Raw genomic sequence first — 13,462 nt, 5'->3', positions numbered from 1 at the left:
ACCGATCCGAAAAATCATCCTAGTGGTTCGAGCGGGTGAGAAGTTTCACTAAATTGTAGACCCAAGTTAAAGGAAGTTCCTTTGGGCATTTTGAAAATAAATCGAATCCAGCGACATTGCACCACTGGATTCGCAAAAGATTAGGCGAAGTGTTGAGCAATTCTTTCTGCCGCTTGGTCGACGTATTCCGCCACATCATAAAGCCCGATATGGTTAGAGCCATGGATAACGACCAACTCAGCGCCACCTCCTGTAGCCGCCAGCATTTGCTCGCTTTCGTACGCTGAATCGGCTTCTGAACCCACAATCATCAGAAGTGGTGTTGGCGCAAGCCTTTCTGCGATATCGAGCGCAGAGAAATTCACCAGGCTGGCAAATGACCAAGGGAGAAACTTGCTCTCATATTGACCTTTTTGCCCGCGAGGGGTCATGTAGTACTCATAAAACTCACGAAAGAGCCTTGGCATATCCGAACTGACATTTTCAGGGGCATGAGGGAGGTAAGAAACGTAACCCGTATGCAGATACGTTTCACGTGCCAGATTCCCAATCTTAAGCACATCCAGCACACCGTCTCGACCCATAACCGAGTGGTAAAAGCCTCGGTGATCAAAATAAGCACTCACGGTTGCCACCGCTTTGATTCTGCGATCGGTCGCAGCGCAAAAACTCAAATATCCTCCACCAGAGCAGACCCCCAGTCCGTAGATATTATCGCTCTGAACCTGATCGTGCAGGCTCAGAAAAGTGACCGCATTCGAGATATCTTCTGACTTGATATAAGGGTTTTCGTGGAATCTTGGTTCACCTTCACTGGCTCCAAAACTTGCGTGATCGAATGTAAGTGCCACAAACCCTTTTGAAGCCAGTCTGGTTGCGTAGTGGTCAACCGTTTGTTCTTTCACACCTGCTTGAGGTGCTGCAATCACAATCGCCGGAAAGTCGCTTGCCTCATTGGAAGGAATAAATAAGTGAGCCGCAATTCGGTTGCCATTGCTAAAAAAGTGAGTTTCTTTCTTGGTGTACGTCATCATTATCTGCCTTTTATAGATTGAGTGTTTGGCTTGTAAGCCAATGACTACATCTTAAAAACAGATTGATTTATGATATATACATCAACATAAAACCTACTGTTACCAAATGAACAACAATATATCTCTTCTTGATGTAAAGGCGTTCGTCGCCGTGGTTACCGAAGGCAGCTTTACGAAAGCGGCGGAAGAACTGGGATCGTCTAAAGCACATGTTTCACGGCAGCTGAGTCAGCTTGAAAAAGCGTTGGGTGTTCAACTGCTTATTCGGACAACCCGTACCCTTAAGCTGACTGAGCCCGGTGAGCGTTTTTATTCCACCAGCCAGAGCGCTTTGGCAGAGATTGATAAAGCCGCCTCGGATGCAGTGGAAATGAACACCTCTGTGTCGGGGAAAATTCGCATCAACAGTCTTGGGGGCGCTTTTGGGGAAGAGTACCTTTCTCAGGCCATTGCTGAGTTTTCTGCCGCTTACCCGGACATTTATATCGGTGTTTCTTTTGATAGCAAACAGGTCAGCCTAATGGATGACCCATTCGATCTGATCATCCGTTCAGGAGAACTTCCCGACTCTCGAATGGTGTCCAGACACTTGATGGACATGGAAATTGGTCTGTTTTGCTCACCAGCTTATCTGAAAGGTGCAGCGCCAATCCTCCACCCCAGAGATCTGAAGTCCCATAAGTGTTTAACCGGTACAGTTGATAAATGGTCTCTGGTCAATGCCAGCGAAGAAGTATTCTCTCTTCACATTGAACCTGCTGCCCGCTGTGCAAACAGCCGGGTGCTGTTGAATTACGCGGTAAATGGCATGGGAATATGCCGGCTGCCGAGTTTATACACCTTGGAATACCTGAAAAATGGGCAACTGGTCAGGGCGATAGAAGGCTGGCACATCCCGCCTATTCCAATCCATCTTCTGTACACCAAAAACCGCTACCAACCCGAAAGACTGCGATGTTTTATCCAGTTTCTATGTGAGTGGTTCAGAAAACTCGGCAAATAAAAAAGCCATGGAGACCGAAAAGACTCCATGGCTTCTGACTGATTAAAGCAGAGCGCTACTTAGTACACATCACGTACGTAACGTTTCTGTTTCTTAAGCTGATTCACATAAGCTTCCGCTTCTTCTTTCGACTTGTTACCGTGAACTTCAATCACCTCATGAAGGGCTTTATCCACGTCTTTCGCCATGTAGTAGGCATCACCACAAACGAAGAAGTAACCGCCGCGCTCCAGCCATGCAAACAACTCTGCACCACCTTCACGCATCTTATCCTGTACATAGACTTTTTCTGCCTGATCGCGTGAGAAAGCTAAGTCTAACTTGGTAAGCACTCCCTTACTTTGCAGCGCTTCCAGCTCTTCCTGGTAGATGAAATCGGTTGAGCTGTTTCTGTCGCCGAAGATCAGCCAGTTGTCACCCGGAGACGCCTGAACTTCGCGCTCTTCCAGGAAAGAACGGAAAGGAGCAATACCCGTACCCGGACCAACCATGATCATTGGTGCTTTGTCATCCTCTGGAACCGCGAAGTTCTTGTTCGGAGCAAAGTAGCACGGCACGACGTCGCCTTCCTCAACCAAATCCGCCAGCCAGGTAGAGCACGTACCGTTGTATGCACGATCACCGTTTTGGTAACGCACGCTGCCAATGGTCAGGTGCACTTCGTCTTCATGCTTGTTCAGGCTGGAAGAAATCGAGTAAGCACGCGGCGCGATAGGCTTAAGCAGAGACAGGATCTCTGCCAGAGACAGAGTCACACTTGGGTACTGACGAAGCAGATCCAAGATGTCTTTGCCCCACAGGAAGTCGTTCAGATCTTTGCTGTCTTCGTTGCCAATAAGCGTGATCAGTTTATGGTCACTGGCACTTTCCGCCAGAGCCTTCACAAATTCTTTAGAAGGAGTACGAATATCCAGATGACGTGTAAAAATCTCACGCAGACTGAAGTTTTCGCCATTCCAGGACGGTTTTTCATCACCCGAGAACTTAAAGTGTTCAAGGAACGCTTGTACCAGCTCAGGCTGGTTTTGAGGGATTACATTGAGCGCGTCACCAGCTTTATAGAACTCACCGCTGCCTTCCAGAGAAATCTCGTAGTGAACGATTTCTTTACTGGAGCCTTCTTTGTTTAGCACACGCTTGTTTTTCAACGTTGCCTGAAGTGGGTTCTTACGGCTGTACTTCGACTTAGCCTTTGGGGCAGAGCCTCCCTGAGGGGCACCTGCTTCGCCATCATCACCTTTGTCAGCGATGCCCGGCAGTGTGGCAATCATCCACTCTTCCGCTGGCTGTTCAAAGTCGATATCACAATCTACACGTGCAGTGACTCGGGTCGCGCCTAGCTCTTCTAAGCGTTCATCCCAGAGTTTACCCGCCAGACAGAATTCATCGTAGCTGGTGTCGCCAAGCGCGAGTACTGAGAAGAAGGTGCCATCGAGTTTCGGCGCATGTTCATCAGACATGGTCTGCCAGAGTGACTCTGCGTTGTCTGGCATTTCACCTTCACCATAAGTACTGGTGACAATAAGGATGCGGGAGGACTTGACGAAGATTTGCGGATCCACATCGTCCATATCGTAAACCGTCGCTGTCATGCCGTATTCTTTGGCTTTTTCAGCAGTATCGTAGGCAACAGCTTCCGCGTTACCTGTTTGAGAACCATAAAGAACGGTCAGCGCTTTCACTTGTGGTTTGGATTCCGCGTGTACTACGGATTCTTCTTTCACCAACAGGCGAGAATGCAGACCAGAGAAGAAGCCCGCCAACCAGGTCTTCTGATCGTCGTTAAACGGAATGTCTTGAGGCAAATAAGGTACTTTCATTTTTCTTCCTACTATGAAATCTAGCCTTCCCTAGGCTGTTTGGGCTTCTAATTGTTCTTGAGTTTTTTGTTGTTCGATGTCGTCTCGAATCACGTCTGCAAATACGTGGCAGTACAAAGTTGCCATACGTAAAGAAACAGATTCGATGTCTTTCATCTGCTCACTAATGTCTTGCTCACGTGCCAAGATCCAAACAGTGGTTCCTCTCGAATGGGTATCCCATACGTCGCGGCGAGCGAGAGACGTTTTGTAATCCTGTACGCGTTTTGCAGCGAGCAACACCGCAAGTTCTTCATCGCGATAGTTCGAAATCGCTTCTTTCACATCCTTGAGAAGCATATCCAGCAATTTCTTATCACGAAGTTCGAACAAGCGCTTAACGGCACGAGATTGTTCAACGTCACCTTCATATTGACCTTTCACAAGTTGGTGAGCGCGATGCAGCACACCACTTTGTGTCAACAGGTTGCAAATCAGGGGTGTATCCATGTCACCGTATTGAGGGCTAAAGCCTCTCGATAACGGTTGATTGTCTTCATAAGCAAAGTGAACTTCTTCGATTAAGCGGTTCGCTTCGCCCTGAATCAACTCTTCCAGCATCTTCTTACGCGGGTGCGTAGAAAGAATACTGTCTGGGTGCTGGCTTTGAGTGAGCGCCAGTGGCAGTACCAAAGTAAACAAGGTACGGCTGGTTGCCCAATCTGCCAGAATCGCTTTTGCAGTTTCTGACTGAGTAAACTTAACGTGTTGCTCTAAGTGCCATTTCAGCGCTTCTTCATAGCCCTCATTATGTTCAATCAGAGGCAGAGCAAGTACGGAGTCTTTACTGCAACGGTTCGCAAACGCGCCATCCACGTCGTATTGATAAGCAACACCACCAGACATACCGTTACCAAAACCTTTGCCGTAGCTGCCAAGGTTAATTACAGAGCCGTTGGTCATGTATTCGCAACAGAAATCACCCACGCCTTCAACAACCGCGACGGCACCGGAGTTACGCACAGCGAATCGGTCGCCCGCTTCACCCTGAATAAATGCCTGACCACCCGTTGCGCCGAACAGGGCAAAGTTACCAATCAGAACATTGTTGCCTGCTGAAAGCTGTTTGCTTCCTGGTGTACGCACGACAATGTGACCACCACTGGAGCCTTTACCGACGCCATCGTTACAGGTACCCACATGCTCCATCACGAGACCGGAGTTGTTGAATGCACCGTAACTCTGACCCGCGCTACCGTGAGTGCGAACCACGACAGACTCGGCATCAAGGAAGCGTCGCCCGTTACCAGCCGTGAATACAGCCGGGTGATTCTCGCCCACATTCTGGTAGTTAAGAGCGCGTTCAATGTCGATGGATAGCTGACCACCCGTCGACTTGTTACGGTTGTTGAGTTTCGTGCCAGACAGTTCGATATTCAGAAGTTCTGAATCGAAGTAGTCGCCCAGCAGTTTTTCGATGTAAGCATCATCAGGTGTGAAGTCCGCTTCCAGATACACAGGGTGCGCCACTCGGACATGTTCTACTTCGTGAAGCAGACCTGTTACGTCTAAGCGACCAACAATGCTGTGGTGATTGGCAAGATGAAGCAGTTCAGTTTTACCGCGGATTTCGCGCAGGCTCTGGAAACCAAGGCTTGCCAGAATTTCACGCACTTCATGCGCAACGTTCTGGAAGTACTGCGCAAGCGCACGAGGATCACCTTGGTAAAGCTCTGGGTTCGTCGTAAGACCAGCAGGACACTTGATATTACAGTTCTTCGCCATCACACATTTCAGCATCATCAACGCGGTTGTACCGAACTCGAATGAGTCCCCGCCCATGATGGCTGATTTGATCACGTCCATACCCGTTTGGTGGGCGTTGGAGCAGCGAAGCGTGACTTTATCGCGCAAGCCGTTTTCACTTAGTGACTGATGAACTTCAGCAATACCAATTTCCGCGGCGCGACCGGTGTTTTTCAAACTGGTCACCGCAGCGGCACCTGTACCACCAGTATTACCCGCAACGTTAATCACGTCGGCACCCGCTTTGGCTACACCAACAGCGATGGTGCCAATGCCTTCAGAAGACACCAGTTTAACGATGACTCGAACACGAGCGGCTTTCGCATCGTGGATCAACTGACCCAAATCCTCGATGGAGTAGGTATCGTGGTGTGGCGGTGGGCTCACAAGCTCGACGCCCGGTGTACCACCACGCGCAGCGGCGATTTCCACGGTTACTTTTGGAGAAGGTAACTGGCCCCCCTCACCTGGCTTCGCACCCTGAGCGATCTTAATTTCGATCTCTTCAAGCTGCGGATCCGCTAAGTAGCCAACCCAAACACCAAATCGGCCAGAAGCAAACTGCTTGATCTTGCTCGACTTGATGCTGTTAAAACGTGTTGAATGTTCACCACCCTCACCGGAGTTACTCATGGCACCGGCGATGTTTGTTCCTTGTGCTACAGCAATGTGAGCGTTGGAGTTCAACGCACCGTGACTCATCGCACCAGAGGCAAAGGTCGGAGTAATAACATGAGCAGGCTCGACTTCATCAAGTGAAATCGGAGCATTGGCTTTTTTGATGCTTGCCAGGAACTGAGCATACTTCTCGGTCAGCACCACATCGACTTTGTCGGCATGCAATGACAGTTGCTCGACATTCTCGCCCCAGCCATTTTGCAGCGCTTCTGCGAGTAGCGCAGTACGCTCTGTGTTATCAAGCGCGATGGTAAACGCACGATCCGTTTGGGACTGGCTCTCTATCGTAATGCCGCCCCACAGATAGTTGACGTTGCCGTCCAGGTGGAAGCGATCAAGTAAGTGTGCAAATTCTTCTACCGTGCTCGCCGCTGAGAAGTCTAATGGCAATAGCAGGATGTCACGCAGAGCCGCAGGGCGTTCTTCACGTTCGCTGTAAAGGTTGTCGATGAACGAACGATACGAAGGCGTGACTTCAAATTCATCAATTTGCTCTGGTGTACGCTTTTCATAGCCTTTGTCTTTATAGGCGATGTCTTCGCTAGCGAACTGGTTGGTTTTATCCATCGCCAGTTCAGCCTGATCCGCGTATGTCACCGGTTCTTGAGTCATATTGATGTACTCACGAACCGCGGTATTACCGAAGCTGTGACCCGCACCATCCTGACGTTCTTTAAACAAACCAAGCAGTGGGATCTGATTTTCTTCGTTAATCGCCAGTGCTTTGAAGTGCCACTTCGCTGAGCTCCATGCCAAATCATCAAAACGAGCACCACCGACTGGCGAGCTGATGTTCGGGAAGTAGTCTTTCAGACAATCTGAATCGGAGTCTAGGAAGTTGGATTCAAAGAATTCACCGCCGATGTAGCTCTCTGCAGTACAGAGACCAAATTTACCCATGGTCTTCATGAGTGACTTTTCAACGGCTTTCTGGAAGTTCTTCAACCCGGCTTCAACCGTCTGGTTGTTGGATAAGGTTTGCGCTCTGTAGAAAACAGAAATTGGGCACACTGCCGACGCACCAAAACCAAGTAAACAGGCAATATCGTGGCTACTTGCAGCCTGACCCGTCAGGTAAACGATACTGGTGTTAAAACGTAAGCCTTGCTTGATCAGTCTTTGGTTGGCAGCCGCCACCATAAGAATCGCAGGTAATGCGGCTTTGTCTTTTCCGATGTTTTTGTCGGTCAGAAGCACGATACCACAGCGACGACGCGCCGCTTCTTCAATCTCATCACAAAGCGCGACAATGGCTTCTTCCACACGCTTAGCGTTGTCTTCACGGCTGTTAAGCGTCGGGCTATAAAGCGCGTCGAAGGTTGCGACTTCAATGCGATCCTGATTTAGAATCTGTTCCAGTTGCTGAGGTTGCAAAACTGGCGATTGCAAAACAAGCTGAACCGTATCTTGCGGGCTGAACCCCGGCTTGGCACCCAGAGCAACACGCAGGGTCATACCATCGGATTCACGCAAGGAATCAAGTGGTGGGTTGGTTACCTGAGCAAAACGTTGGCTGAAGTACTTGGACATGCCGCCTTCTTCGTCGGTCAGCACGTTTGGTGCCAGACCAAAACCCATCGCAGAGATTTTTTCTGCGCCGTTTTCGATCATTGGGTCGAGGAAAAATTTGAAACTTTCCTGGTTCAGTGAGTACGCCACATGACGGCTGTAGGTACTAAAATTGGTGTTTTCCTGAATCGATGAAACATCAACTGAGTCGATATCACCCAACGTCATTTTTGCAGACGCGAGCAACGCAGAGTAGTTGCGCTCTTTTGCCAGTGTTTCAAGAATTTCTTTGGTCTCGTAACTCTTACCAGTGGAATGATCGAAGTAAATCATGCCACCAGCCTGGATACGACCGTAACGCACAACATCTTCTGGAGGGAAATCGATCTGACCGGATTCACTCATTACCGCTAGGTAGCGATCTGTTTCGACACTACGTAATGGGCGCAGACCCAAGCGGTCCAGACGCGCACCCACTTTTTCACCATCAGAGAAAATAAGGGCTGCAGGACCATCGTTTTTCTCTTCTGACAGGCTGAAATACTCCAGCATGTCACGGACTTCCTGAGAGATGGATTCGTCGTTTTCCCATGCAGGAGGCATCATCGCCAACACCGCTGTTACGATGTCCATGCGATCTTCAATTACACGGCGAGCAAGAGTTTGGTCCAGACGCGCGGAATCCGACTGTCCTTTCGGGAAAATGACTTTTTTGTGCTGTTGACGCGCGATCGCGTCTTCACTTAGACGGTTTTTCTTATCCGTATTCAATTCACCATTGTGCGCCATACGACGAAATGGCTGAGCCATCATCGTTGCTGGAGCGGTGTTGGTGGAGAAACGGGTATGAAAAAACAGGGTAGTAACGTGGTGCTCTGGGTGCGTTAGATCCGCAAAATACGGCACCACCTCGCCTGAATTTAAACGACCTTTGTAAACCTGAGTACGAGAACTCATTGAAAGCGGGTAGAACCCTTCCAGTTCAGGCGCAGTAAAACCAACAGATTCAAGTTCAGACAACGCTGCATTAATCTGGTCTTCGAAAGCTTGGGCGTCAGGCTGGCTGTCGCCTCTTAGAAAAACCACCTGTTGAATCGTTTGCTGTACTTTTTGCGAGGCATTATTCACTGCCTCTGGGTTGACCGGCACTTCGCGCCACAATTCAACCTTTAAAGAATACTTGTATAGTGTTTCCAGAATGAGTGTTTTCGCGTTCTCAAACTGGGTAGAGTCGAAAGGAAAAAAGAAGTTCGCGACGCCAAACTCCCCTTTTTCAAGGGTTGGCTCGTTTAACAGAAAACGGTAAAAGTTGACAGACAGGTCAATATTGACACCAGCGCCATCACCAATACCTTCGGCATTCATACCACCTCGATGGGGTATGGTACACAAAGCTTCGTGAGCTAGGGCAAGGAGTTGGTGAGTCTGCTCACCGGTTTTATCCGTGATAAAACCCACCCCACAGCTTGAGTGTTCATGCTCGCGATCATACAGCGAGCGAGATTCCTGATTCATTCGATCATTTCCTTGATTGCTTGCAGCTAAATACTCTGCAGGTCCTTTGGCATGTAATGTATGGAACGCCGTCTTTCGAAATTATTGCCAGATAAATGTTGGGTCAGTATTTGTAGAAATTTTCAGCTGTGTTTTTGCTTACTTATGTAGGTTTACTACAACATATAAACCGTGCTTCACATCAAAACTCTACAAAGTACTGCATAAATCAGCATGAAAGTTTATTCGTTCCAGAGTGCCGCAGCCTTTGTCCAGTGCAATGTGAGTTAACCATCCTGTTTAACTCACACAAATAGAAATGATAATAATTATCATGCGTAGTGCAGTATGGCAAGTTTTCTGTGATTGAGATCGCTAAAAAAATCTTAACCAAATAACGTGCTTTTAGATGAATGAGTATGCGTTTCCCTTGAATTTATGGCATTTTTTCGTAAGTTATCTTTCATCATAGAAGCATTCCCTTTTTGTTGGTTATTGCTAAAATCCCGTTAATTTTTTACATCAGACAAGAAAATCATGAATAAAAGTTTTGTCACTAATGTATTAGCTCTTGCCTTGTTGGCAGCGGGCTACTTTCTAGAAAATCAAATCGCGTTGTATGCAGGTATGTTTGCTTTTTCAGGCGCTATTACTAACTGGCTTGCCGTTCATATGTTGTTTGAAAAGGTCCCTGGGCTCTATGGTTCTGGTGTCATTCCAGCGAGATTTGAGGAGTTTAAATCTGCAATCAAACATTTGATGATGGCGGAGTTTTTCACTAACGAGAACATTGACCGTTTTCTAAGCAAAGAAATGTCTGGTGGACAGGCACTGGAACTTCAGCCCGTTATCGAGTCCATCGATTTTGAACCAACCTTTGATTCCCTTGTTGAGGTCATCGCAAACTCGCAGTTTGGTGGCATGTTGGCTATGTTTGGAGGCACGGATGCGCTGCAACCTTTGAAGCAGCCGTTTGTCGAGAAGATGAAACAGTCCGTTGTGCAAATAAGCCAAAGCGACGCTGTTAAGCAAGCTCTAAAGGCTGAGATAGAAAAACCGGGCATGATGGATGAAATTCAACAAAACATTGAAAACATCATCGATCAACGCTTAAACGAGCTGACACCTCAGTTGGTCAAGACAATGGTGCAGGAAATGATTAAGCAGCATTTAGGCTGGTTGGTAGTATGGGGCGGTGTTTTTGGCGGTCTGATTGGCGTCGCATCCGCCTTTCTTACCCTATAAAAAGCAAAAACCCAAGCTGGCTCGCTTGGGTTTGTCTCTTTGTTCCGCATTACAGCTTAGTCTGTATTACAGCATAGTAATTAGGTCTGGATTGACACCAAATCCAGACTTGTGTTCTTCAATCACCACTTCACTGCGCGTCTGAATCACACCAGGCAAGGTTCCCAGTTTTGTCGACATAAAGTCCTGATAGGCTTTCATGTCTTTTACCCGAACTTTTATCATGGTGTCAAAATCTCCCGACAGGGAGTAGCACTCTTCAATTTCAGGCATTAATTCAACGGCTTTGGCAAACTTTTCAAATATCGAAAAGCTCGTCTGATCTAAACGTATGTGTATGAAAACCTGCACATCCAGCCCGAGACGCTCCGGGCAAAGTTCAGCGTGGTAGCCTTTAACGTATCCTTCCTTTTCCAACCGTTTCACTCTGTCTGAACAAGGTGATGTCGTCAGATGCACTTGCTTCGCAAGCTCTACCATAGAGATGCGCCCTTTCAGGTGTAGGATACGAAGTATTTCCAAATCAATTTTATCCAACGATGAATGCGGCATAACAACTCTCTATCAATAATTACAATCCATTAACAGCAAGTATCACTGAGAATTTAATGGTATCCAAGGGGATTTCACTTTGTGATACCAAAATCACCATACGGTATCACTTTTTGACGTTTTTATTACTAGAGCGTGACTAGGAGAGTGAGAGCGTTTTATCGAAGGGCAGATAAAAAAAGAGCCAACCGCAATAAGTGCGATTGGCTGATAGATAGTGTGAACAAATAATATTCACTAACAACGTCAGTTGGCTAGGTGACCCTCGGCTTTAAAAGGGTCACGTATATAAAAGCAAAAGTGATGCCAACTTTTTTCAGCGAAAATACGCCTGATTTTGTATAAAAAGCTGTCAAATATGCAATTCTGTACGAATCCTAATTGCAAAATGCAAAAACCAGATTGCATAGTGAGAAAATCTTGCACTATTGATAAGGTTATTTTTATGAAACGTGCAAATAGATAAAAACGGCCAGCGTTCGGTTAAGAGGCTGAATTAGTTTTGAAATCTTTGGCAACTTAAACGTTTTATAAATTACATCGAAATCGAAGATAAACGTGATAACACTCTCAAAGTTAACTTCGTTATTAAGGAAATACTGAATTTCATAGCCAGAGTTGCATGGTCACTATGGTTCATATTGATACAACAGATTACAATCGGCGAATTCTTGAATTAAGATCACATTAGTCATTTCGAATGAGCCTTACGACGACCCGTTTTTTTACCTATCTGTCTGCCATGATCTGCTCAGCTGGATCGGTAGAGACCGTTGTAGCGCAAGAAACCATTAATGTCGGTTTGCGTTGGGTTCATCAATTTCAATTTGCTGGTTATTACGCGGCTATAGATCAGGGCTATTACGCGGAAAAAGGCTTTCACGTCAATCTTGTTCAGGGCTCTCCAAATCACGACGTGAGTGATGAAGTTCTCGCGGGTACGCTGGACTTTGGAATAGCGAATGGCGAGCTGGTACTGCAGCGTCTTCGTGGAGAGCCTCTTGTCGCGATTGCTGCGACCTTTCAGTACTCCCCTTCTGTGCTGGTTTCTTTGTCATCATCAGGTATTCGAAGCCCGAAAGATCTTGAAGGCAAAACCATCATGACCGTCAGTGGTGAGATGTATCCGTCATACCTTTCCATGCTCTCAAGTGTCGGGGTTGACGTTTCTAGCATTCGAATTCAGAAAACTTCGTTTGATATTCAGGATTTGGTCAACGGTCGAGTGGATGCGTTCAACGCCTACTTACCTAACGAGCCTTATCTACTGAAAAAACAGAATATCGACTTCACGGTTCTCAACCCACGAGCTTATGGCGTCGATTTTTACAGTGACTTTATCTTTACCCGAGAATCTCTGGTTGAGGAAAACCCTGAACTGGTTGACGAATTCCGTGAAGCGACCTTAAGAGGCTGGCGATATGCTCTCGATAACCCCGAAGAAATCATTCAACTCATTAAAGCGAAATACAACAGCGAAAAGAGTCTGGATGAACTGAGGTATGAAGCGCTAGCCATATCAAACCTAGTAAGATCCAACCTGGTTGATATTGGCTACATCAACGAAACACGCGTTGAGAAAATGGCGTCTATTCTGATTCAGGAGAATCTCGCCCATGACCTCTACCATCTGGACGGGTTGGTTTATCGCGCAGAGAAAGAACAAATCGCAGATGCAAAGAAACAGGTGTTCTGGTTATCGTTTGTGCTTATCTCTCTGACTGGTGTTTGTACGATTTTGATTTTGCTTATGCGGCGTCTCAAGCAGGAAATGATTGGTCGACGAAAAGTAGAAAAACAGCTTCGTCACCTGGCATCTGTCGATCCACTCACCAGCCTTTACAATCGCCGCATGTTTGCCAGTTTGCTTGAAAAAGCCACAAACAGTGCCAACCGGACTCATACTCCCTACTGTTTAGTGATTCTGGATATCGACCTGTTTAAGGGTATAAATGACCAATACGGTCATAGCACGGGCGACAGAGTCATCATGGGTGTTGCCGATACGATACGAACCGTGGCTCGCGGCTGTGATGTATGCGCTCGTTTTGGCGGGGAAGAATTCATCATCTTATTGCCAGATACCAAGCTTGATGGCGCAAAAATCTTTGCTTCCAGATTGAAAGATCAGGTTGGTATGAAAACTTTCCATCCAGAAGATGAAAACGTATTTAGCGTAACCTGTTCATTTGGTGTTGTAGAGTGGGAATTAGGGATAAGTATCGACGAACTGATTTCCCGAGCTGACGATGCACTTTACGAAGCCAAGCGCTCGGGTAGAAATCGAATATGCACGCACATCAGTGAGAAAAGCAAAAAGAAAACTTGTGCTGAAGCATAAA

Annotated in this window: 7 protein-coding genes; 3 read left to right on the top strand and 4 right to left on the bottom strand. The window is 47.1% G+C overall.

All coding sequences use genetic code 11. The features are described 5' to 3' along the window. Positions 1–140: 140 nt before the first annotated feature. A complete protein-coding gene (locus tag INR79_RS19250; RefSeq protein WP_262415441.1) occupies positions 141–1,034 on the bottom strand; it encodes an alpha/beta hydrolase in 894 nt (297 codons plus the stop codon). 106 nt (positions 1,035–1,140) lie between these two features. Between INR79_RS19250 and INR79_RS19245 the strand changes: the two genes are divergently transcribed. After that, on the top strand, positions 1,141–2,037 hold the full coding sequence (locus tag INR79_RS19245) for a LysR family transcriptional regulator (protein WP_223098897.1): 897 nt from the start codon (positions 1,141–1,143) through the stop codon (positions 2,035–2,037). Positions 2,038–2,096: 59 nt separating this feature from the next. Here INR79_RS19245 and INR79_RS19240 read toward each other — a convergent pair whose 3' ends face one another. Both INR79_RS19240 and INR79_RS19235 read right to left on the bottom strand, forming a co-directional pair. Further along, positions 2,097–3,857 carry a sulfite reductase flavoprotein subunit alpha gene (locus tag INR79_RS19240; protein WP_022592004.1) on the bottom strand — a complete coding sequence of 587 codons (1,761 nt, stop codon included), beginning with the start codon at positions 3,855–3,857 and terminating at the stop codon, positions 2,097–2,099. A gap of 30 nt (positions 3,858–3,887) precedes the next feature. Beyond that, positions 3,888–9,344: a glutamate synthase-related protein gene (locus INR79_RS19235; RefSeq protein ID WP_223098895.1), complete on the bottom strand. Its 5,457-nt coding sequence runs from the start codon at positions 9,342–9,344 to the stop codon at positions 3,888–3,890. A gap of 516 nt (positions 9,345–9,860) precedes the next feature. On the opposite strand from INR79_RS19235, the gene INR79_RS19230 reads away from it, so the two are divergent. Then, complete coding sequence (locus INR79_RS19230; RefSeq protein ID WP_223098893.1) at positions 9,861–10,568, top strand: DUF445 domain-containing protein; 708 nt, start codon at positions 9,861–9,863, stop codon at positions 10,566–10,568. 66 nt (positions 10,569–10,634) lie between these two features. On the opposite strand, the gene INR79_RS19225 is transcribed toward INR79_RS19230, so the two are convergent. Then, the gene (locus tag INR79_RS19225; RefSeq protein ID WP_223098889.1) at positions 10,635–11,120 is read right to left on the bottom strand and encodes an Lrp/AsnC family transcriptional regulator; all 486 of its coding nucleotides are present in this window, start codon (positions 11,118–11,120) and stop codon (positions 10,635–10,637) included. A gap of 700 nt (positions 11,121–11,820) precedes the next feature. Between INR79_RS19225 and INR79_RS19220 the strand changes: the two genes are divergently transcribed. Beyond that, positions 11,821–13,461, top strand: a complete 1,641-nt coding sequence (locus INR79_RS19220) for a GGDEF domain-containing protein (RefSeq protein WP_022606521.1) — start codon at positions 11,821–11,823, stop codon at positions 13,459–13,461. The last annotated feature ends 1 nt before the right edge of the window (position 13,462 follow it).

Origin of the sequence: Vibrio sp. SCSIO 43132, from assembly GCF_019904195.1 — a bacterium.
Lineage (GTDB): Bacteria > Pseudomonadota > Gammaproteobacteria > Enterobacterales > Vibrionaceae > Vibrio > Vibrio nigripulchritudo.
The sequence above is the reverse complement of the archived record's forward strand: the minus strand, read 5'-3'. Positions and strand labels throughout refer to the sequence as shown.